The sequence below is a fragment of the Sphingobium fontiphilum genome (assembly GCF_014196635.1).
Lineage (GTDB): Bacteria > Pseudomonadota > Alphaproteobacteria > Sphingomonadales > Sphingomonadaceae > Sphingobium > Sphingobium fontiphilum.
Genome location: NZ_JACIEB010000002.1, coordinates 529,946 through 549,590 on the forward strand (window position 1 = coordinate 529,946; position 19,645 = coordinate 549,590).

At 67.3% G+C, this 19,645-nt stretch carries 21 protein-coding genes; 10 read left to right on the forward strand and 11 right to left on the reverse strand.

Translation table 11 applies throughout. The features are described 5' to 3' along the window. Position 1: 1 nt before the first annotated feature. Positions 2-1,309, forward strand: a complete 1,308-nt coding sequence (locus GGR44_RS06915) for a chloride channel protein (RefSeq protein ID WP_183954797.1) — start codon at positions 2-4, stop codon at positions 1,307-1,309. On the opposite strand, the gene GGR44_RS06920 is transcribed toward GGR44_RS06915, so the two are convergent. From GGR44_RS06920 to GGR44_RS06935, 4 genes are all read right to left on the reverse strand, one after another. Further along, positions 1,298-2,515: a sugar-transfer associated ATP-grasp domain-containing protein gene (locus tag GGR44_RS06920; protein ID WP_183954798.1), complete on the reverse strand. Its 1,218-nt coding sequence runs from the start codon at positions 2,513-2,515 to the stop codon at positions 1,298-1,300. The genes GGR44_RS06915 and GGR44_RS06920 overlap by 12 nt on opposite strands. Then, a complete protein-coding gene (locus GGR44_RS06925) occupies positions 2,512-3,738 on the reverse strand; it encodes a threonine synthase (protein ID WP_183954883.1) in 1,227 nt (408 codons plus the stop codon). The genes GGR44_RS06920 and GGR44_RS06925 overlap by 4 nt, the downstream gene beginning before the upstream one ends. A gap of 212 nt (positions 3,739-3,950) precedes the next feature. Beyond that, a complete protein-coding gene (gene arfB / locus GGR44_RS06930; RefSeq protein ID WP_183954800.1) occupies positions 3,951-4,355 on the reverse strand; it encodes an alternative ribosome rescue aminoacyl-tRNA hydrolase ArfB in 405 nt (134 codons plus the stop codon). Further along, the gene (locus GGR44_RS06935; protein WP_183954802.1) at positions 4,342-5,028 is read right to left on the reverse strand and encodes a pseudouridine synthase; all 687 of its coding nucleotides are present in this window, start codon (positions 5,026-5,028) and stop codon (positions 4,342-4,344) included. The genes arfB and GGR44_RS06935 overlap by 14 nt, the downstream gene beginning before the upstream one ends. A 72-nt stretch (positions 5,029-5,100) precedes the next feature. Here GGR44_RS06935 and GGR44_RS06940 point away from each other — a divergent pair, with 72 nt between their 5' ends. Continuing rightward, positions 5,101-6,042: an acyltransferase family protein gene (locus GGR44_RS06940; RefSeq protein WP_183954804.1), complete on the forward strand. Its 942-nt coding sequence runs from the start codon at positions 5,101-5,103 to the stop codon at positions 6,040-6,042. A 153-nt stretch (positions 6,043-6,195) separates the two neighbouring features. On the opposite strand, the gene wrbA is transcribed toward GGR44_RS06940, so the two are convergent. Next, positions 6,196-6,795 carry an NAD(P)H:quinone oxidoreductase gene (wrbA, locus tag GGR44_RS06945; protein WP_183954805.1) on the reverse strand — a complete coding sequence of 200 codons (600 nt, stop codon included), beginning with the start codon at positions 6,793-6,795 and terminating at the stop codon, positions 6,196-6,198. 110 nt (positions 6,796-6,905) lie between these two features. Then, on the reverse strand, positions 6,906-7,625 hold the full coding sequence (locus GGR44_RS06950; RefSeq protein ID WP_183954806.1) for a pirin family protein: 720 nt from the start codon (positions 7,623-7,625) through the stop codon (positions 6,906-6,908). Positions 7,626-7,732: 107 nt separating this feature from the next. Here GGR44_RS06950 and GGR44_RS06955 point away from each other — a divergent pair, with 107 nt between their 5' ends. Both GGR44_RS06955 and ctrA read left to right on the forward strand, forming a co-directional pair. Continuing rightward, positions 7,733-8,626 (forward strand): LysR family transcriptional regulator, encoded by an 894-nt coding sequence (locus tag GGR44_RS06955; protein WP_183954807.1) that lies wholly within the window; start codon positions 7,733-7,735, stop codon positions 8,624-8,626. 209 nt (positions 8,627-8,835) lie between these two features. Next, a complete protein-coding gene (ctrA, locus tag GGR44_RS06960; RefSeq protein WP_183954808.1) occupies positions 8,836-9,543 on the forward strand; it encodes a response regulator transcription factor CtrA in 708 nt (235 codons plus the stop codon). Between the two features lie 88 nt (positions 9,544-9,631). Here the strand turns inward: ctrA and GGR44_RS06965 are convergent, their stop codons facing one another. Both GGR44_RS06965 and GGR44_RS06970 read right to left on the reverse strand, forming a co-directional pair. Continuing rightward, entirely contained in the window at positions 9,632-10,231 is a 600-nt protein-coding gene (locus GGR44_RS06965; RefSeq protein ID WP_183954809.1) for a hypothetical protein, read from the reverse strand. A 102-nt stretch (positions 10,232-10,333) separates the two neighbouring features. Beyond that, positions 10,334-11,566: a S8 family serine peptidase gene (locus GGR44_RS06970; RefSeq protein ID WP_246344337.1), complete on the reverse strand. Its 1,233-nt coding sequence runs from the start codon at positions 11,564-11,566 to the stop codon at positions 10,334-10,336. A 121-nt stretch (positions 11,567-11,687) separates the two neighbouring features. Between GGR44_RS06970 and GGR44_RS06975 the strand changes: the two genes are divergently transcribed. After that, positions 11,688-12,176 carry an RNA polymerase sigma factor gene (locus GGR44_RS06975; protein ID WP_183954810.1) on the forward strand — a complete coding sequence of 163 codons (489 nt, stop codon included), beginning with the start codon at positions 11,688-11,690 and terminating at the stop codon, positions 12,174-12,176. Further along, positions 12,173-12,874, forward strand: a complete 702-nt coding sequence (locus GGR44_RS06980) for an anti-sigma factor family protein (RefSeq protein ID WP_183954811.1) — start codon at positions 12,173-12,175, stop codon at positions 12,872-12,874. The genes GGR44_RS06975 and GGR44_RS06980 overlap by 4 nt, the downstream gene beginning before the upstream one ends. Here GGR44_RS06980 and mobA read toward each other — a convergent pair. Then, a complete protein-coding gene (gene mobA / locus GGR44_RS06985; protein ID WP_183954812.1) occupies positions 12,856-13,407 on the reverse strand; it encodes a molybdenum cofactor guanylyltransferase in 552 nt (183 codons plus the stop codon). The genes GGR44_RS06980 and mobA overlap by 19 nt on opposite strands. A 104-nt stretch (positions 13,408-13,511) precedes the next feature. On the opposite strand from mobA, the gene GGR44_RS06990 reads away from it, so the two are divergent. Further along, a complete protein-coding gene (locus tag GGR44_RS06990) occupies positions 13,512-14,594 on the forward strand; it encodes an AI-2E family transporter (RefSeq protein WP_246344338.1) in 1,083 nt (360 codons plus the stop codon). Here GGR44_RS06990 and GGR44_RS06995 read toward each other — a convergent pair. Next, positions 14,549-15,757 (reverse strand): UbiH/UbiF/VisC/COQ6 family ubiquinone biosynthesis hydroxylase, encoded by a 1,209-nt coding sequence (locus GGR44_RS06995; RefSeq protein WP_183954814.1) that lies wholly within the window; start codon positions 15,755-15,757, stop codon positions 14,549-14,551. The two genes, GGR44_RS06990 and GGR44_RS06995, sit on opposite strands and share 46 nt — an antisense overlap. Positions 15,758-15,962: 205 nt before the next feature. Here GGR44_RS06995 and GGR44_RS07000 point away from each other — a divergent pair, with 205 nt between their 5' ends. After that, positions 15,963-16,301: a hypothetical protein gene (locus tag GGR44_RS07000; protein ID WP_183954815.1), complete on the forward strand. Its 339-nt coding sequence runs from the start codon at positions 15,963-15,965 to the stop codon at positions 16,299-16,301. Positions 16,302-16,462: 161 nt separating this feature from the next. Here the strand turns inward: GGR44_RS07000 and GGR44_RS07005 are convergent, their stop codons facing one another. Further along, entirely contained in the window at positions 16,463-17,779 is a 1,317-nt protein-coding gene (locus tag GGR44_RS07005; protein WP_183954816.1) for a hemolysin family protein, read from the reverse strand. A 150-nt stretch (positions 17,780-17,929) separates the two neighbouring features. On the opposite strand from GGR44_RS07005, the gene GGR44_RS07010 reads away from it, so the two are divergent. Both GGR44_RS07010 and GGR44_RS07015 read left to right on the forward strand, forming a co-directional pair. Continuing rightward, entirely contained in the window at positions 17,930-18,610 is a 681-nt protein-coding gene (locus GGR44_RS07010; RefSeq protein WP_183954817.1) for a YiaD family glycine zipper/OmpA-like lipoprotein, read from the forward strand. Between the two features lie 203 nt (positions 18,611-18,813). Next, a complete protein-coding gene (locus tag GGR44_RS07015; RefSeq protein ID WP_183954818.1) occupies positions 18,814-19,380 on the forward strand; it encodes a DUF1993 domain-containing protein in 567 nt (188 codons plus the stop codon). Positions 19,381-19,645 lie beyond the last annotated feature (265 nt).

A 19,645-nucleotide genomic window follows, 5' to 3' on the forward strand; every position in this document is an offset into this window, starting at 1 on the left:
CATGGCGCGGCGCTGGTCCGGCAAGCGGTTCCGTGCGCTGCTCCGCCATAGCGGCCCCACTTCGCTCATGTTCCGGCGGCGACTGGCCCTGATCGGCGGCGCGGTGCTGGTCGGGCTGGCGGCGCTGGCCTTTGCCTGGGCGGCCGACGAAGCCAGCGCCGCCTTTGAACGGATCGCGGCCCGGCAACGCTGGTTGCCGCTGGCGATCACGCCTCTCGGCTTTGCGCTCATTGTTTGGGTCACCCGCACCCACGCCCCGCTGGCCGCCGGTTCGGGCATACCGCAGGTCATTGCCGCCTCTCGCCTTGGAGAACAGGCGCGCCGTTCGCTGATCGACATGCGCACCGCCGCGCTGAAGGCGCTGCTGACGGTCTCAGCCCTGCTGGTCGGCGCGTCGGTGGGGCGCGAAGGGCCAACCGTTCAGATCGCCGCCGCCATCATGGCGCGCGTGCATCAGGCCCTGGCCGTGCCGATGCGCGCTTCGGTGATGATCGCTGGCGGCGCGGCGGGCGTGGCGGCGGCGTTCAATACGCCGCTGGCCGGGATCAGTTTCGCGATCGAGGAACTGGCGTCCGCCTATGAGCAGCGCATGACCCTGCTGGTCATCACCGCCGTCATCATATCGGGCATGGTCAGCCTGGGGATTGCCGGCGACTATGTCTATTTCGGCGTGGTGAACGCCCATTTGCCGTTGGTGGAATCGGCGCCCGTGGCGTTGATCGCGGGCCTGCTGGGCGGCCTTTCGGGCGGGCTGTTCGCCCGGCTGGCGCTGTCCGCCGCGCGCAACAAAAACGCCTTCACCCAATTCGCCCGCGCGCGCCCCGTTCTGTTCGCGGCCCTGTGTGGCCTTGTCGTCGCGGGAATCGGCATTGCGAGCCGCATCACCTGGGGCACCAGCTATGCCCCTGCCCGTGCGCTGATTTCCGGGGAGGATATGCCGATGTGGTTCGGGCCGGCCAAATTCATCAGCACACTGGCGACCAATGTGTCGGGCCTGCCGGGCGGCATTTTCGCCCCTTCGCTCGCCACCGGCGCGGGCTTTGGCCAGCTGCTCGGCTGGTTCTTCCCCCATTCGCAGGTCAGCGCCGTCATCCTGCTGGGCATGACCGCCTATTTCACCGGTGTCGTGCGCGCGCCGCTGACGGCGGTCATCATCATCACCGAAACCACCGGAAGCCGCGGCTTCATGCTGCCGCTGCTCGGCGCGGCGCTGGTGGCCGACTGGGCAGCGCAGTTCATCTGCCGCGAACGCCTCTATCATGGCCTGTCGCAACGCTTTCTGCCCGAAGACATCAGCTCAAAAGGGTAATTGCGCGACCTGAACCGGCGTCGCGCGCCGCCATGCCGCCTCCGGCGCGACGTCCAGATGATGACGATACAGCGCGCCCAGGCGCATCCCGCCAATGCCCCGGCCACTGACCAGTTGCAGCACATTATAGCCCGGGTTCCAGTTCCCCTCGATCAGCACCGGCCCATCGGCCGACAGGCCGATGTCCCAGCCGATCAGGGCATGGTCGGCAAAATGCCCATGCGCCCGCACCGCCAGGTTCCGCGCGGCATCGAACAGATCAAGCCGCGCGCCCGCAATCGGCGCGCCGGTCTGCGGGTGCCGCTCCAGTTCGGCAAAGCCGCCTCCGATCCGCCGCAAAGCCGGACCGAGCACAGCGTCCGACCCAACGGGCGCGACCAGATTATCCATGTTGAAATTGTCCGCCGCCCGATCGGACGCCAGCGACAGGCGCAGCGCCGTATCGACCACCTCAAACGCGCCATGTTCGTTGCGAACCGTCACGATCCGCAGGGTCGGCAGGGCGCCGGGCGACAGATCCGCCAGATCGGAATGAACGACGATGCATTGCTGCACGACCCAGCCATCATGGCGGCGGCGCGCGATCCACGGGTCGAGATCACCAGCGGCGACGTTCAGGCTGCCATCGGACGCCCGCCAGTCCCCGCCAGCCTGCCGCACCAGCCGCACCACGCCCTTGCCCTTCGATCCCATGCCGGGCTTGACGATCAGGGCGTCATGCGCGGCGGCATCGCGCGCATCTGCGATAACGGCGGGCAGCGCCAGCCCGCCTGCCCGACACCGCGCCTCGAACAGCGCCTTGTTCTTCAAAGGATTGCTGTGCAGCGGCAAAGCGGCGTGATTGACGATGGCGTGGATGCCCTTGCGCTCGTCCTGATCCAGAAAATCGGCCAGCGGCGCGTCGTCCCGCCGCCTTTGATGGATTTCGCGCAGATTGCCGGAGCGAAAGCCCAGCGTGCGGGCTTGCCGCGCCAGCGCGTCGCGGCCGGTTGCATGGTCCCGCCGGTGAAGCAGGTCCGCGATCGCGCGCGCGCCCATGCCCCACCCGTCCCACAACCGGCCATAATAGGAGGCGCGCAACCCATCATCGCGCGCCGCCGCCGTGCGAAATATCGGCGGCATGGGGCGCAGGATCAGCGCCAGCCGACGCAGCGCCAGCCCGCGCCCTGTCAACGCCGCCTCTTCCGTCTGGCCTTGCAGCGTCACAGTGGATCGCCGATCGCCGCCCAGTCGATCGCGCCGGGATCGGCGATAATGCCGGCCTGTTCAGGCATCGGATATTTGAGGCCGGTGGCGCAGTTGAACAGCACCACCCGTTCGTCACGACTGATGTCGCCCCGCGCCAGCGCGGCGCGATAAACGGCATGGGTAGCCGCGCCCTCCGGACACATCTGCACGCCATCGCTGGCCGCCACCATCGCCTGCGACGCCAGGATCGCTTCGTCGCTTACAGCCTCGGCCCAGCCCCGGCTTTGGCGCAGCACATCGAGCACCATGAAATCCGCCAGCACGGCAGGCACGCGGATGCCCGCCGCCACAGTGCAGGCATTGTCCCACCTTGTCGCCTGACGCTCGCCTGCCTCCCACGCCTGCACAATCGGCGCGCAGCCGGTCGACTGGGCAGCGACCATGCGCGGCCGGGCCGAACCGATCCAGCCCATCGCCTCCAGTTCGTCAAACGCCTTCCACATCGCCACCAAAGCAGTGCCGCCGCCGGTGGCGTAGATGATGACGTCGGGCAGTTCCCAGCCGAGCTGTTCGGCCAGTTCAAATCCCATCGTCTTCTTGCCCTCGACGCGATAGGGCTCCTGCATGGTCGACAGCGGGAACCAGCCCATGCGCTCGACACCCTGCCGAACGATCGCGCCGCAATCGTCGATCATCCCCGCCACGCGAAACACATGCGCGCCAAAGCTGAGCATTTCGCCCACATGGGCGGCGGGCGTCTCCATGGGGCAGAAGCACCATGCGCCCAACCCGGCCCGCGCGGCATAAGCGGCGACCGCGCCGCCGGCATTGCCGTTGGTGGGAATGGCGACGCGGCGCGCGCCGAAATGCCGCGCCATCGACATGGCCGTCGCCTGCCCCCGCGCCTTGAACGATCCGGTGGGCAACCGCCCCTCATCCTTCACCAACAGGCGCCCGCCCCCTTCGCGCAGCGCGATGAGCGGCGTCATCATCTCGCCCAGCGTCACGCAGGCATCGGCATGGGGCACGGGCAGCAATTCGCGGTAGCGCCACATATCGGCCGACCGCCGCGCCAACATGTCCCGGTCGACATGGCGCCGCGCGTCGGCCAGGTCATAACGGGCGAGCAGGGGCTTGCCTGCGGGGGAAAGGCCACGCAACCCGTCGGCCTCCACCCGCTCGCCGGTCACCGAGCATTCCAGATGAGAAAAATAGCTGGTCCAGCCGCCTTCTTCGGGCATCGGGGCATCGATCGGTCGGGTTGCGCGTGCGGTTCCGGTCATCCTGATCGCCTGCCACGCCGGGATGACTCCTGCATGGCGTTTATGCGACAATCGGATTGCATCTGCGTTTAGCGGCGGCTTCGCGTCGGCGCGTGGAAATCGGGCGCTTTGTCTGCGATTCAGTCCAGAAATCGCCAGCACAGCCCGAGACAGCCGTTCCTTTGGCGGCTTCAGTCAAGAGACACCTTGCCCCGCCCGGCCTTCACCGTGCCGCGCGCCTTCTTGCCGTCCACCCGCTTCGCCTTGGCGGCCTTGCTTGGTTTCGTCTTTATCCGCCGGGCGTCGCGTTCATGCGCCTTGGCCAGCATCGCCATCAACCGCTCGCGCGCATCCTGCCGGTTCGCCTCCTGCGTGCGGAAACGCGACGCCTGGATCACCAATATCCCGCTGGAGCTGAGCCGCGATCCCGCCAGTTCCTTGAGCTTGCGATAGGCATAAGGGGCCAGGCCCAGCCGATAGAGCGCGACGCGCAACTGCACGGCGGTCGCCACCTTGTTGACATTCTGCCCGCCCGGCCCGCCCGCGGTGATGAACCGCTCCTCCAGCGCGTCCTGCGCTATCTCAAAATCCTGCATCGGTCAGCATCGCTTCGTCAAAGCCCGCCCGCGCGAAGCTGTCGGGCAGCATAGCCGTCGCCTGCGCCGGGGGCTTTTCGCCGCGCGGGATGGACAGGAAACGGCTGTGCAGCAACATCCCCGGCCCCTCGCCCGCCCCGGTTCCATAAACCGCGTCGCCGACAATGCCGAAACCCAGCCCATGGGCGGCATGAACGCGGATCTGATGGGTGCGTCCGGTCGCGGGCGTGAAGGCGATCAGCGCCCGTCCGTCCTTCTCCGCGATCTTGCGCCATAGCGTCACCGCCGCCTTGCCGTCGCGCGCGGGGATCATCCGCCATCCGCGCGCCGCGCTGCTGATCTTCTTGAGCGCCAGTTCGATCCGCCCTTCATCCTCGGCCGGCACGCCGTCGACCACCGCGACATAGCGTTTTTCCACCGTCCCCACCTCGAAAGCGGCGGCGAAGCGCTTGTGCGCCTTGGGATTGCGGGCCAGCAACAGGCAGCCGCTGGTGTCGCGGTCCAGCCGGTGGACGGGCAGCGGCCAACGCTGAAAGCCAAAGGTCAGCGAAGCGAGATGATTTTCAACGCTCATCGACCCGTCGCGCGGCGCGTCGACCGGCAGGCCGGCGGGCTTGTCGAGGATCAGCGCCTCGCCATCGATGAACAGCACTTGGTCGGACAGCAGGGTCACGGTTTGGGCAAACTTTCGGAAAAAGGGGCGCGCGGTTGACGCCCGATCCGCTTCCTATAGGGATTGCCGCCCATGAGCGAAAGAGGGCGGGACGAACGGCTGATCTGGGTGGATGCCGTGCGCGGCGTCGGCATCGTTGCGGTGGTCGCCGCCCATGTGTGGACGCGCGGGGCCATGCGCGACGCGATCTACAGCTTTCACATGCCGCTCTTCTTCATCCTGTCGGGCTATCTGTCCGCGCCGCGCCCGCCTGTCGTCTTCGCGCGGCGGCACATTCCCGCGATGATGCGCCCCTATGCGCTGTTCCTGCTGGCGGTGCTGGCGGGCGATTACTGCGCCGAAGCGGCAAAGGGCGGCCGGGCGATCTTCCATGATTGGCCCGCCGACATCGCGCCGGTGCTGATCGGCGGATCGGAACTGCGCGGGCCGTTCACCATTTTCTGGTTCGTGCCCTGCCTGCTTTTCGCGCGGATCGCCTTCAACGCGGCGCTGGCGCGCTGGCCCGATGTGCGGGGCCGCGCCTGGGCCGTGGCGGCGCCGGTCGCGCTGGCGCTCGCCTATGGGCTGGGCGCGATCATCGACTGGTCGCCGCTGGGGCTGCTCTCCAGCCCCATGGCCTTTGCATTGTTGTGGGCGGGCGCGCTGTTTCGGCGGATGGGCTGGCATCCGGTGATAGCCGCCCTGCTGATCCCGCTGTCACTCTGCGGCCTGTTCCTCTTTCCCACGATCAACATGAAGGCGGGCGATTATGGCTGGCCGATCCTGTCGATCATCGGCGCGGTCGCGACCTGCGTGCTGCTGATGCGGGCTTGCGAACGGCTGGGCCATCGCGCGGCATGGCTCGTCCCGCTGGGGCAGGCGGCGATGGTCATCATGTATCTGCATGTCGCCATCATCCACCACCTCACGCCTTATATGGGCAAGGGCGCGCTGTTCGCCGTCGCGCTGGCTCTGCCGTTCGCCATCGACCGGCTGATCCGCCGCTCGCCACTGGCGTCGCGCTGGCTGCTTTAGGGGGCCATGCCTGCTGGATCGGCGGGGTGCGGGCGGGGTTGAACCACAGTCCAAAGCGCCAACCCCGCCACCGTCGAGCCAAAGGTGCGACCCGTCAGCGCCGCCGGTTGCACCATTCAGACGGCATGAACGCCGCCCAGCCGTGCGATAAAATCAGCCGTGCAATTTGATCGCGGTTTCCGCGATGCGGCGGCCCTGATAGCGGGCGCCGTCCAGTTCCTCTTCGCTCGGCTGGCGGCTGCCGTCGCCATCGGCCAATGTCGTCGCGCCATAGGGGGCGCCGCCGCGCACCTTGTCCACGCCTGTCTGTCCGGCAAAGCCATAGTCCAGCCCGACAATCACCATGCCGAAATGCAGCAAATTGGTGATGATCGAAAACAGCGTCGTTTCCTGCCCGCCATGCTGGCTGGCAGTGGAGGTGAAGGCGCCGCCGACCTTGCCATTAAGTGCGCCGCGCGCCCACAAGCCGCCCGCCGCGTCGAAAAAGGCCGCCATCTGGCTCGACATGCGGCCAAAGCGCGTGCCGGTGCCGACGATGATCGCATCATACGCAGCCAGGTCGGCGACGGTCGCGACCGGCGCGTCCTGATCCAGCTTGAAATGGGCGTTTTTCGCGATCTCCGGCGGCACGGTTTCGGGCACCCGCCTGATGTCGACCTGCGCGCCCGCCGCCGCCGCGCCCTCGGCTACGGCCTTGGCCATGGTTTCGATATGGCCATAGGAGGAATAATAGAGAACCAGAACCTTCGCCATGATGCTACTCCTTGAAAATCGTTGAAAGGCCGCCCGCGCCGCGACTTTTCGGGGAGGGAATGACGCGGGCAGCGAACGGCCCCGCGCCGGGGCCGCCGAGATGTTCCGCTCTATTTGCTGTCGACCAGGACGATCTCGCTATCCTCGATCGCGGTGATGGTGATCGGCTCGCCGCCCCGGATAGCGACCCCGTCGCGCGCCTCGATCACTTCGCCGTCGATGCTGATCCGGCCGGTCGCGGGCACCAGATACAGGTGGCGTCCCGCCGCGCTGTCATAAGTCACGCTCTGCCCGGCGCGGATCGTCCCGCCCAGCAGCCGGGCGTCGGCCCGGATGCGCAGCGCTTCGGCGTCCTCGGCATGGCCGCTGGCCAGAACCACCAGATTGCCGTCGCGGCTGTCGCGCGGAAAAGGCTTGGCGCCCCAGCTTGGCGCGCCGCCGCGCTGGTCGGGGATGATCCAGATCTGGAACAATGTCGTCGTCACATCCTCCAGATTATATTCCGCATGGCGGATGCCCGTGCCAGCGCTCATCACCTGCACGTCGCCCGCCTGCGTGCGCCCCTTGTTGCCCAGGCTGTCCTGATGCGTGATCGCGCCGGTGCGCACATAGGTGATGATTTCCATGTCGGCATGGGGGTGCGGCGGAAAGCCGCTGCGCGGCGCGATTTCATCGTCGTTCCACACGCGCAGATTGCCCCAGTGGACCCGTGCGGGATCATGGTAATCGGCGAACGAAAAATGATGGCGCGCATTCAGCCAGCCATGGTTGGCGGCTCCCAGCGACGCGAACGGGCGGCGCTCGATGCGGCTCGCGGTGGTCGTGTTCATTGCCTTGTGCCTTTCGGAATGGCGGGAGAGCTTCCCGCTTGCTTTTCGACAATCTAGCGATCAGGATCGTTTCTTAAACAGGCGGTAATGAAACGGATTGTTTCCATATGCGATTACCGGACTTCGAGGCATGGGCGATGTTCGCGGCGGTGGTGGAGCATCGCAGCTTCACCGACGCCGCCCGCGCGCTGGGCCTGTCGAAGGCGACCGTGTCCAAGGGGGTGACCCGCCTGGAACAGCATCTCGACACCAGCCTGTTCAACCGCACCAGTCGTCGCCTGGCGCTCACCGAAAGCGGCCGCCGCCTCGTCGACCACGCCCGCCGCATCCTCGCCGAAGGACAGGCGGCGGAGGAGGCCGCGCGCGATGAAACGGCGGATCTGTCCGGCCTCGTCCGCCTCGCCGCGCCGATGACCTTCGGCCTGCTGCGGGTCGCGCCGCTGCTGGCGGAGTTCATGGCCGAAAACCCACAGGTCAATGTCGACCTGCACCTGTCCGACGAACATATCGACCTGGTGGAGCGCGGGCTGGACCTGACCTTGCGGATCGCGGACATGCCCGACAGCTCGCTGCGCGCGCGGCGGCTGGCCGATGTGCGCCTGTTCACCGTGGCCGCGCCCGCCTATCTCGCCGCCCATGGCCGCCCCACCCATCCCGCCGACCTCGGCGACCACGACTGCCTGTGCTACGCCAATACGCAGGCGCCCGATGTCTGGCGCTTTTCCGGGCCGGGGCTGCAAAGCGTCTCGGTTCAGGTTCGCGCGCGGATGACCGCCAACAGCGGCGACGCCATGCTGCCGGTGCTGATCGGCGGGCTGGGCATAGCCCGTCTGCCCGACTTCATCATCGGCGAGGCGCAAAAAAATGGGCAGGTGGAGGAAATATTGACCGACTGGCGCGCGCCGCCGCTCGGCCTCCACCTCGTCACCCCGCCCTCCCGCCTGCGCCCGGCCCGCGTCGACGCGCTCATCGACTTCCTCGTCCGGCGCCATGGCTGCTGATGGGGGTCGTTACGCGGCTGTATCTTGCTTGACTCTGCAGAAATCGTTTCGGCCTCAACCCTTTGTAAACAGATTCAAATAGGACCGACTCGCGGAATTCTGCGGGTTAGCCAAAAATTAACCTTTTGCCTTCAGAAGTTTTTTGGTTAATGAATTGGTGCGGCTGCCGTTCTGGTGGGGGAATGGACCGCTACACAAAGGGGCTTCACATGCGCGTGCTGCTGATCGAAGACGAACCGACGACCGCCAAGGCGATCGAACTCATGCTCACGACCGAAGGTTTCAACGTCTATACGACCGACCTTGGCGAAGAGGGTCTCGATCTGGGCAAGCTCTATGATTACGACATCATCTGCCTCGACCTCAACCTGCCCGACATGCACGGCTATGACGTGCTGAAGAAACTGCGGGCTGCCAAGGTGCAGACCCCGGTGCTGATCCTGTCGGGCATCTCGGAAATGGACAGCAAGGTGCGCAGCTTCGGCTTTGGCGCCGACGATTATGTGACCAAGCCGTTCCACCGCGAAGAACTGGTGGCCCGCATCCACGCCGTCGTTCGCCGCTCCAAGGGCCATTCGCAAAGCGTCATCCGCACCGGCAAGCTGTCGGTCAATCTCGACGCCAAGACGGTGGGGGTCGACGGCAACCGCGTCCACCTGACCGGCAAGGAATATGCGATGCTCGAACTGCTCTCGCTGCGCAAGGGCACGACGCTGACCAAGGAAATGTTCCTCAACCATCTTTATGGCGGCATGGACGAACCGGAACTCAAGATCATCGACGTGTTCATCTGCAAGCTGCGCAAGAAACTGGCGCTGGCCTGCGGCGGCGACAATTATATCGAAACCGTCTGGGGCCGCGGCTATGTGCTGCGCGATCCGGATGAGGTGGAGGGATTTCAGTCGGCCGTCGCCTGACCCCGTTCCTGTCTCAGCACGCGAAAAGGCCGACGATCCTGACGGGATCATCGGCCTTTTTTGTCATTCGTCCACCCCGGTCAGCGCATCATTGCGAAGGTTCGCGACCGGCGCTGGCCGAGCCCGATCCGCTGGCCGATCCTTGCGCCGTCACCGAACCGCTGGCCGATCCCGCCGCTGACCCGGCCGCTTCGCGCGCCGCGCCCACGGCATCCGACGCGCGGTCGCGCGCCCGGCCTGCGGCGTTGACGGCGCGATCCCGCGCACGTCCCGCAGCATAGCCGACCCGGTCGCGCGCTGCTCCGGCAATGGCCGTCGCATCCTGCACGCCCAGCGTATCGACCGCCAGGCCCGCATTGCCGCCGCCGCTGGCCGAACCCGACGCCGCAGCGCGCTCGCCCCTGGTCGTGCGGCCGTCCAACGCGCCGTCGACGCCGCCCGACCCATGGCCCCGCGCGCTGGCCTTGCCCTCACGGGCATTGACGCTGCGCTCGACGCCCAGATCGCCATGCCCGCCCGAACGGCCGTCCAGTACGCCGCCCACCGGGCCCAGTGCGCCGCCCAATGATCCGCCAAGCGATCCGCCCAATGATCCGCCCAGGCTGCCGCCGCCCAGCAACTGGGCCTGCGCCGCCATCGGGGTCAGTCCGGCCATCATCCCGGCCATGATCAGCAATTTCATCTGCATCGCACGTCTCCTCTTCATGCCGTTGATCGTTGATGAAGGGAGAACGGGGGCCGGGCCGGTTTTAATCCCGCGTCGCCCGAAAATATCCTATATATCTAATATTCAATCCATATTTCTGCAATTCCCGCAAATCACGCCGCGCCCCGTCCGCCTGTCGCGGCCCGGTTTCGCCTCCGCCGCCAGCACCTTGAGGCTGCCTGCCGCCAATAAACGTCCCGCCACCAGCGGCGCGGCAAAACTGGTGCCGCGCACCGCCGTCATCCCGCCATCCCCGTCGGCCGCGCGCATGTCCGCGCCCGGCGCGGCGAAATCGACATGCCGCGCCCGCCCCGCTTCGGGAAGCACCCGCCCGCGCCCGTCAATGCCCGTCACCGCGATCACGCCGGGATAGGAGGCGGGATAGGCGGGCGGCGCGGCCGGGCCGTCATTGCCCACCGCCGCGACGACCTGAACGCCCCTGTCCGCCGCCAGCCGGATGGCGCCGGCCAGCAGCGGATTGTCCGGCCCGCTCAGGCTGACCGTCACCACGCGCACGCGCCGCGCCGCCATCCAGCCCAGCGCGCGGGCAATGGCGAAGGCGCCGCCGCCCGCCGGATCGTCGCCATAGACATCGGCGGCCAGCAACGGCGCGCCCGGCGCCCCGCCCCTGATCGCGCCATTGCCCGCGATCAGCGATGCGACCGCCGTGCCGTGGGCCGAAGGCCGCGGCGCGCCGCGCGCGAATCCCTGTTGCTCGACCGGCCCGGTCAGCGACGGATGCCGCGCCACGCCGCCATCGATCAGCCCCGCCGCCGCTCCGGCGATGCGCCCCTGGGCTGCCACCGCCGATCCGCTACCGCCCGCCTGCCCGCCGGGGACATAAAGATTGTCGGCGCTGACCTGCGCGCCCCCGGCCAGTCGCCGCACTTCGCGCAGGGTGGTCTTCAGCGGCCGTCCTTGCGGCACGGTCACACGCGCGACGGACAGGTCCAGCCCGTCGATCCGCTCCATCGCCACGCCATAACCCGCGCCGCGCACCGCCGCGATGGCCGCCTCGTCCGCGCCGGTCAGCAGGATCAGCCCACGCCGCGCGGGCGCGCCGCGATCGTCCAGTTCGACAACGTCGCCATGGCGGCGCAGCAGCTCGGCGATCCGCGCCTGTCGCGCTGCGCGCAATCGTTCGATCAGCGCGCCGGGGACCAGCGCACCGGCATCGGCCCTGTCCGCCAGCGCGTCGACCAGCGGCGACAACGGGGCCGTCACCCCCTCCAGTCCGCCCGCCCCCGGCAATATCTGCGCGGCGGCCATCACCGGCGCCAGCGCCAGCCCGCCCCACATCCATGCCCATCGCTTCATCCCGGCCGTCCTTTCCCGCGCCCGCATAAAATGTCCGGCCGCGAAATTATTTCCATCTGCCGGGATGAAACGGCCGGGCGCGTGCGTTTCATCCCCGTGGAACAGGAAAAAGACCGCGATCATGGCCTTTGAAAGCGACCTGCTGGCGCTTGTGCCCCGGCTGCGGCGCTTCGCTGCCAGCCTGTCGCGCGACCGCGCCGATGCCGACGATTTGTGTCAGGCGGCGCTGGAACGGGCGCTGCGTTCGCGCGACCAGTGGCGGCCGGGCACCCGGCTCGACAGCTGGATGTATCGCATCGTCCGCAACCTGTGGATCGATGAGGGCCGCGCCCGGCAGCGCGCCGCGCAGACATTCGTGGCGGAGGAGGCGGGCGCCCATGTCGGCCATGCGGGCGACCGCGATGTGGAGGCGCATATGATGCTATCGGATGTCGACCGGGCGATGCAGGCCCTGCCCGATGAACAGCGCGAAGCGATTGCGCTCGTGCTGGTGGAGGGCCTGTCCTACAAGGAAGCGGCCGCCATATTGGGCATACCCATGGGCACGCTGACATCGCGGCTGGTGCGCGGGCGCGGCGCACTCATTGAAATATTGGGGGAAGCGGCATGACCGATCTGAGCGAGAAAATGCTGATCGCGCTGGTCGATGGCGAACTGGATGACGTCACGCGCCGCCGGGTCGAGCACGCCATAGCCGAGGATCCGGCCCTGACCCGGCGGCTGGCGATGCACAGGCGATTGCGCGACCGGCTTGCGGTCCATTATGCGCCGGTCGCGGATGAGGCGGCGCCCGACCGCTTTACGCGCCTGCTGGATGACGCGGCGACGGTGCGCCCGCTCCATCGCCCCGCCGCGCGCCGCTGGACGCACTGGGCGACCGGCGGCGCTATCGCGGCCAGCCTGCTCATCGGCCTTGCCATCGGCCATCGCCTGCCCCCGGCCGACGGCCCCGTCGACCTGCGCGATGGCGCGATGGTGGCGCAGGGCGACCTCGCCCGCGCGCTCGACACCCAACTGGCCTCCGCGCCCGACGCCGACGCCCTCATTCGCATCGGCGTCAGCTTCCAGCGCCAGGACGGCGGCTGGTGCCGCAGCTTTGGCGGCGCGACCGTGGCGGGCGTGGCGTGCCGCGAAGGCGGCCAATGGCGGCTGCAACAGCTTGTCCCGGGCGACCGATCCGACCTCGCCTACCGACAGGCCGCATCGGGAGATCCGCGCGTCGCCGATACCGTCGACCGGCTGATCGCCGGAGGAGCGGCCGACGCGACGGCCGAGCGAGCGGCCCGCGATCAGCGCTGGCGCCCCTGATCCGGGTTGGCGGGCCAATCCTCCGGCCGGTTGATGTTGCGCATCCCCTCCGGTTCCGGCCGCCGCTCCGCGCCCGCTTCCGCCATCCACTGCCCGATCCGCCGATGTCCCTGCGCCAGCCAGGCGTCGAGCCGGGGGCCAAGCGCCGTCGGCCACCATCCGACCGCATATTGCCGCTCCAGCACCGCCGGCCCTTCCCCCACCAGCCGCGCGGCCAGGTCTTCGGGCAGCGGCAGCACGTCGACCGGCACGGCCAGCACCCCGTCAAAGCCATGGTCGGCCGCATGGCGCAGCGCCGTGTTCAGCCCCGCGAGCGGCCCCGCCCCGCCCTCCGGCCGGTCGGCCAGCGTCACGCAGCCCGGCCAGTCGCGCCCGCACAGCACAAGGTCATCGACCTGCGGCGCCAGCGCGGCGATCACCCGCTCGATCATCGGCGTGCCGTCGATCATCGCCAGCGCCTTGTCGCTGCCAAAACGGCGCGATTGGCCGCCCGCCAACACCGCACCCAAAATTTTCGCGCCGCCCGCCTTCATCCACCCGCCCCCCTCTATGCCGACGCTGGTTTATGCTGCTACTACGCTGGCGAAGCGAAGGAAAAACCATGCCGCCCTCTCCCACGCCCCCCGCCAAAACGTCCATGTCACTGGAAGACGCCGGTTTTCTGGTCCTCGTCATCCTCATCACCCTGGCCTTTGGCTGGGTGGTGGAGCCCTTTTTCGGGGCGATATTGTGGGGGCTGGTCGCCGCCATTCTCTTCACCCCGCTCAACAACCGCATCCGTTCGCTGATGCCGGGGCGGCGCAACAGCGCGGCGGCCATCACCCTGCTCATCATCGTTTCGCTGGTCATCATTCCCGCCATCGTGCTGGGCGCGGCGCTGGTGCAGGAAGCCAGCACGCTTTATAATCAGATCAAGGGCGGCCAGATCGACTTCGCCCATTATTTCCAGCAGTTCCAGTCCGCCCTGCCCGACTGGGCGCAACGCTGGGTGCGGCGTTTCGGCCAGAACAACTTCGCCGCCGCGCGCGAGATGCTGGGTTCGGGGGTGGCCAACGGCGCGCGCGCGGTGGCGTCGCAGGCGTTCCTGATCGGCCAGAGCGCCTTCGGATTTTTCATCGCGCTGGGCGTCATGCTCTACCTCACCTTCTTCCTGCTGCGCGACGGCGACCGGCTGCTCATTCGGCTGGAACGGGCGGTGCCGCTGCACCGGGGCCAGCGCCTGGCGCTCGCCGACCAGTTCGTGAAGGTCATCCGCGCGACCATGAAGGGCAGCGTCGTTGTCGCCATCGTTCAAGGACTGATCGGCGGCATCGTCTTCTGGGGCCTGGGCATTGGCGGCGCGCTGCTCTGGGGCGTGCTGATGGGCTTTTTCTCACTGTTGCCGGCCATCGGCACAGGCCTCATCTGGGTGCCCGTGGCCATTTATCTCTTCGCCACTGGGGCCTATCTCAAGGGCGCGATCCTCGTCGGCTGCGGCGTGCTCGTCATCGGCATGGTCGACAATGTGCTGCGCCCGATATTGGTCGGCCGCGACACGCGGATGCCCGATTATGTCGTGCTCATCTCGACCCTGGGCGGGATAGAGGCGTTCGGCATCAACGGCTTCGTCATCGGGCCGGTGATCGCCGCCCTGTTCATCGCCACCTGGAACATCATGACCGACGCACGGACGGTTCAGACCATCTCGCCCGACAGCAGCAGCGGCAAATCGCCGGACTGACCGCGCGCTTCGGCCATGAAGCGATTCTTGAGCGGCGAGAGCCGCTGCACCGCCGCCAGCCCGGCGCGACGAATGGCCGAGGGCGCGCGGCCGGGCACGTCGAAGAGACGGACAAGGCCGTCCATGGCGATGCTGATAGACAGCGCGTCCAGCCCACGCCACCGCTGATACCGCGTCATCAACTGCGCATCGCCCGGATCAAGGCCCAGCCGCATTCCTTCCACCACCACCTGCGTCAGCGCCGCAGCGTCGCGCAGCCCCAGGTTCAGCCCCTGCCCGGCGATCGGGTGGATGCCATGGGCCGAATCGCCGACCAGCGCGAGCCGCGTATCGGTGATCCGCGCCGCATGGTGGAAGCCCAGCGGATAGGATGATCGCGGCCCCGCCAGGCGGATGTCGCCCAGAAAGCCGCCCATGCGCTTCTGCGCCTCAGCGAGCCAGCCGCGCTCGGACAGCTTCATCATCGCGCCCGCATCGGCCGACGGCACGGTCCACACCACCGCCGAGCGCGTGCCCGGCAGCATCGGCAACAGCGCCAGCGGCCCGCCGGGGTAGAAAATCTCATAGGCGGTGTTGGCGTGCGGCACCTCATGGTCGATGGCCGTCACCATCGCGACATGATCATAGCGCCATCCCGTCGTGCGGATGCCCGCCGCCTCGCGCGTCGGGCTGTTGCGCCCCTCCGCCGCGACCAGCAGGCCTGCGGTGATCGTCGCCCCGCTGGCCAGCGTCACCCGCACGCCATCGGCGTCGCGCACCACGTCCACCGCGCGGTCGGGCTGGTATCGTTTCAGGTCGGGCATCTCCCCCGCCCGCGCCGCCAGCGCGACGCGCAGTTCGCGGTTCGGGAACATGATCCCCATCTTGCCATCTTCCGCGTCCGGCGCGAAATCCAGAGCGCCCGGCTGCAACCCGTCGCTCACCCAGATCCGGTCGATCGGGCACCCCTTGCCTTCCAGATGGGCGCTGACGCCGATGGCGTCGAACATCGCGACGCTGGTCGACGAAATCGCCGACACCCGCCCGTCAAATCCGCCCGCGACCGTTTCCACCGGATCAGCGGGGTCAATCACGGCGCAACGCACGCCATGGCCGCTGAGCGCAATCCCCAGCGTCAGCCCAACCAGCCCGCCGCCCAATATGATGACATCAAATCGTTCCATGAAGGTCTGTTTAGGCCGCCGCGAAGGACTTGGGAAGCGGACAGAAGGTCATGGCGAAAACAACCGTCGGGCAGACCGCCCCTGGGCGGCGTGGACAAATTCGAGCGGGCTGTTTGACGTCGAGCGTTGAAGCATTTCGAATGAAAGCGGCCTTTCCGGACGCGCCGACGTTGCGAACGTTGGATGGAACCGCGATAAGGTCAGCATGAAGAACGTTCAGATCATTGACGGCGCGACGAATGCAACCTTCAGCCTATTCCAAGCAACCGACGAAGAGTTCGCTGCTATCTTTCCGAATGGTAGCGACATGCAGATTATCGAAGACGTGTTTGAACGCCTTGGCGACGAAGGGGCAAACCGTGTCGTCGGCCCAATGTGGGATCGACCTATCTTGAAGCGAGAAGCTCTCGGCATCCACGGGACACTGTTTTACGACAGCGAGCATCGCCGAGAATTTCTGCCGTCATCACGACGTGAAACAGATTGGCCAAGCGCGTCTATCAACCCAGCCCAGCGAGCACTTTTTGCGCGCCTTCGAGAATGACCGCCCCCTCAATATTCCAGCATTCAGGCCACGTTGCAGGCGTTTCGCCAGCTGACGCTCGTTCAGGTCAGTATTTGTCCTCGCGGCGCAGGGCCAATCGACACTCAGGTGTGACGTGGCGAAAAGGCGCCCTTTGCAAGACGCCAGAACTGAATACCCATCTACCGCATCGCCACCAGCAGCTTGTCGATCTTGCGTCCGTCCATGTCGACGATCTCGAACCGCCATCCCTGATCGTCGACATGGTCGCCCACATCGGGCAACCGCTTCAACAGCCACAGGGCGTGGCCCGCCACCGTCGCATAATCGCGGTCTTCGGGCAGGTCGATGCCGATGCGGTCGGCCAACTGGTCGACGGGCATCTGCCCCGACACCAGCAGGCTGCCGTCCTCCCGCTCCACCACATCCGGTTCGTCGTCCAGCGCGAGGTCGCTGGCGAAATGGCCGGCGATGGCGGACAACAGGTCGGCCGGGGTCACGATCCCTTCGAAATGGCCATATTCGTCATGCACCATCACCATCGGCACGTCGGCGCGGCGCAGCACCTCCAGCGCGTCCATCGCGTCGACCTGGTCGGGCACCACCTCCGCCTTGCGCAGCAACCCCTCGACATTCAGCGCTTCGCCCCGGAACAGCGCGGTCATGATGTCGCGCGCCTGAAGAATGCCGATAATGTCCTCCACGCTGCCCCGCCCGACCGGCAGGCGCGTGTGCGGCGTTTCCAGCAACCGCGCGCGAATCGCCTCCTCGCTGGCGGTGATGTCGATCCAGTCGACATCCATGCGCGGCGTCATCACCTCGCGCACCGGCCGGTCGGCCAGCCGCACGACGCCCGAAATGATCGCCCGCTCGCTTTCCTCGATCACGCCGGACCGACTTGCCTCGGCGACGATCAGATGCAGTTCCTCGGCCGTCACATGGCTTTGCGATTCGCGGTTCATCCGCAACAGGCGAAAGATGAGCGCGCTCGACCCGTCGAGCAGCCAGACCAGCGGCGCCGTCGCCCGCGCCAGCCACAGCATCGGCGTCGCCACCAGCACGGCGATCGCTTCGGGCGCGCGCAACGCGAACTGCTTGGGCACCAGTTCGCCAACGATCAGCGAGGCATAGGTGGTGAGGCCGATGACCAGCGTGAACCCGGCATTGTCGGCCAGCTGGGCGGGCACGCCCCACGCCGCCAGCCGCTCGGCGACCGGCCCACCCAGGCTCGCCCCGGAATAGGCGCCCGCGACGATGCCGATCAGGGTGATGCCGATCTGCACCGCCGACAGGAACTTGCCGGGGTCGGCGGCCAGAGTCAGCGCCGATCGCGCGCCACGCCGCCCGGCCTTCTCCATCGTCTGCAAACGCGGCTTGCGCGCCGACACGATGGCCAGTTCGGACATGGCGAACAGCCCATTGATCGCAATCAACACCAGGATGATGACGACATCGCCCCATGGAAAGGGCGTCAGCGGTGCGGGAAGGGTCGTGGCCATGGCGGTCGCCCCATCCATGCCCGCATTCTGACAATTTCACAACCATCCTATCACGTCCCGTTCAGTTCGGCTGTGGAACAAATGGCCGCGTCGGAGATTGGGGCTACACCCGTCACGCACGGACGTAGACATGACAAAAGGATGGATCGCATGAAGATGACACACCGCATCATGGGCGCCGCTGGCCTTGCCGCCATGCTGGCGACCACCGCCTGCACGACCGACCCGAACACGGGCCAGCGCAGCATATCGAAGGCGGCCATCGGCGGCATCGGCGGCGCGCTGGGCGGCTATTTGCTGGGCGATCTGGTCGGCGGCAAACGCGACCGCACGGAAAAGATCGTGGGCGCAGGCATCGGCGCCATCGCGGGCGCGGGCATCGGCGCCTATATGGACGCGCAGGAGCGCAAGCTGCGCGAACAGACCGCCGGCACCGGCGTCGACGTCATCCGCGACGGCGACAATCTGCTGCTGCGCATGCCATCGGGCATCACCTTCGGCTATGACAGCGCGACCGTGCAGCCCCAGTTCCAGCCGACGCTCAACGACGTCGCTTCGGTGCTGGCGCAATATCCCAAAACCTATATCGACGTGCTCGGCCACACCGACAGCGACGGGTCCGACGCCTATAATCAGGGCCTGTCGGAACGCCGCGCCCAATCGGTCGCCAGCTACCTCGTCAGCCGCGGCGTGCAGTCCGCCCGCATCGGCACGCGCGGCTATGGCGAAACCCAGCCGATCGCGTCGAACCTGACCGAAGAGGGCAAGGCCGCCAACCGCCGCGTCGAAATCAAGATCGCCCCGGTCACCGAAGGCGACGTCGCCCGCTGATAAAATCGCCCGACGACTGACAAAAAAGGCGGCGCTTCCAAAAGGAGGCGCCGCTTTTTTGTTCCCATCGTCCCCCAAAAACACGCGTCACCCCGGCCCTGAGCCGGGGTCCAGCTACCCTCCCCCCCCTTAGCCCCCTCGCGCATCCCCCCATCCCTCGCTATCCTGCCCTGCAAGCCCACCGCCCGCATCAAGGACGCCCCATGACCCTCCCGGACCTGCTCGCCCCCACCTATGTCCAGATGCTGCGCGCCCTGTCCTTCTGGCTGGACAAGGCGCAGGCGCAGATGCCCGGCGAAGCCGCGGACGCGCTGCTCGCCGCCCGGCTCGCGCCCGACATGTTCCCCCTCTCGACACAAGTCCGCTTCGCCTGCGTCCAAGCGCGCGAGGGGATGCACCGGCTGCGTGGCGAAGCCTTCCCGCCCGCTATCACCGAATTGCTGGATGAAGGGCGCCATGCGGGCGATCACCCCGGCACCATGGCGCAGGCGCAGGCCCGCATCGCCGACACCATCGCCACGGTCGAAAGCCTCGCCGCCGCCACGCCCGACGCCGACCCGGACCGCGCCATCGCCCATGACCTCCCCATCGGCCTGATCTTCGACCTCACCGCGCAGCAATATGCCCGCGACTGGGCGCTGCCCCAATTCTACTTCCACGTGATGACCGCCTACGCCATCCTGCGGCAACAGGGCGTGGACCTGGGCAAAGCGGACTATGTCGCCCACATGTTCGCCTATCTCCGCCCAGGGACCATGCCGGCGGCGTGAGGCAGGGGAAATTGGTCGCAAAGGGAAACGCGGAAAGGGAAAGGAAAAGCCGCCACTCTCACGTCGCCCCGGCCTTGAGCCGGGGTCCAGCTTCACTCAATTTAATGCACTGTCACCGAAATCTGTGGGTTGCAGAGTTCCCCGCACAATTTGGGGGTTAAGTAAACTGGCATGTCTGGACGGCGCCCTGCGATCAAGGGTGAAGTTGTGGTGAAGTAACGGTATCGGGGTGCGGTCATGTCTTCGGCCTGTTTGGCGTGGGGGT

What these genes read in the sequence shown, in the direction of transcription:
- GGR44_RS07015 (WP_183954818.1), top strand. Translation starts at nt 18,814, where the DNA reads ATGACCCTCCCGGACCTGCTCGCCCCCACCTATGTCCAGATGCTGCGC.
- GGR44_RS06940 (WP_183954804.1), top strand. Translation starts at nt 5,101, where the DNA reads ATGAGCGAAAGAGGGCGGGACGAACGGCTGATCTGGGTGGATGCCGTG.
- GGR44_RS06975 (WP_183954810.1), top strand. Translation starts at nt 11,688, where the DNA reads ATGGCCTTTGAAAGCGACCTGCTGGCGCTTGTGCCCCGGCTGCGGCGC.
- GGR44_RS06915 (WP_183954797.1), top strand. Translation starts at nt 2, where the DNA reads ATGGCGCGGCGCTGGTCCGGCAAGCGGTTCCGTGCGCTGCTCCGCCAT.
- ctrA (WP_183954808.1), top strand. Translation starts at nt 8,836, where the DNA reads ATGCGCGTGCTGCTGATCGAAGACGAACCGACGACCGCCAAGGCGATC.
- GGR44_RS06990 (WP_246344338.1), top strand. Translation starts at nt 13,512, where the DNA reads ATGTCACTGGAAGACGCCGGTTTTCTGGTCCTCGTCATCCTCATCACC.
- GGR44_RS06970 (WP_246344337.1), bottom strand. Translation starts at nt 11,566, where the DNA reads ATGAAGCGATGGGCATGGATGTGGGGCGGGCTGGCGCTGGCGCCGGTG.
- GGR44_RS06955 (WP_183954807.1), top strand. Translation starts at nt 7,733, where the DNA reads ATGCGATTACCGGACTTCGAGGCATGGGCGATGTTCGCGGCGGTGGTG.
- GGR44_RS06995 (WP_183954814.1), bottom strand. Translation starts at nt 15,757, where the DNA reads ATGGAACGATTTGATGTCATCATATTGGGCGGCGGGCTGGTTGGGCTG.
- wrbA (WP_183954805.1), bottom strand. Translation starts at nt 6,795, where the DNA reads ATGGCGAAGGTTCTGGTTCTCTATTATTCCTCCTATGGCCATATCGAA.
- GGR44_RS06950 (WP_183954806.1), bottom strand. Translation starts at nt 7,625, where the DNA reads ATGAACACGACCACCGCGAGCCGCATCGAGCGCCGCCCGTTCGCGTCG.
- GGR44_RS06925 (WP_183954883.1), bottom strand. Translation starts at nt 3,738, where the DNA reads ATGCCCGAAGAAGGCGGCTGGACCAGCTATTTTTCTCATCTGGAATGC.
- GGR44_RS07005 (WP_183954816.1), bottom strand. Translation starts at nt 17,779, where the DNA reads ATGGCCACGACCCTTCCCGCACCGCTGACGCCCTTTCCATGGGGCGAT.
- arfB (WP_183954800.1), bottom strand. Translation starts at nt 4,355, where the DNA reads ATGCAGGATTTTGAGATAGCGCAGGACGCGCTGGAGGAGCGGTTCATC.
- mobA (WP_183954812.1), bottom strand. Translation starts at nt 13,407, where the DNA reads ATGAAGGCGGGCGGCGCGAAAATTTTGGGTGCGGTGTTGGCGGGCGGC.
- GGR44_RS06965 (WP_183954809.1), bottom strand. Translation starts at nt 10,231, where the DNA reads ATGCAGATGAAATTGCTGATCATGGCCGGGATGATGGCCGGACTGACC.
- GGR44_RS07000 (WP_183954815.1), top strand. Translation starts at nt 15,963, where the DNA reads ATGAAGAACGTTCAGATCATTGACGGCGCGACGAATGCAACCTTCAGC.
- GGR44_RS06980 (WP_183954811.1), top strand. Translation starts at nt 12,173, where the DNA reads ATGACCGATCTGAGCGAGAAAATGCTGATCGCGCTGGTCGATGGCGAA.
- GGR44_RS07010 (WP_183954817.1), top strand. Translation starts at nt 17,930, where the DNA reads ATGAAGATGACACACCGCATCATGGGCGCCGCTGGCCTTGCCGCCATG.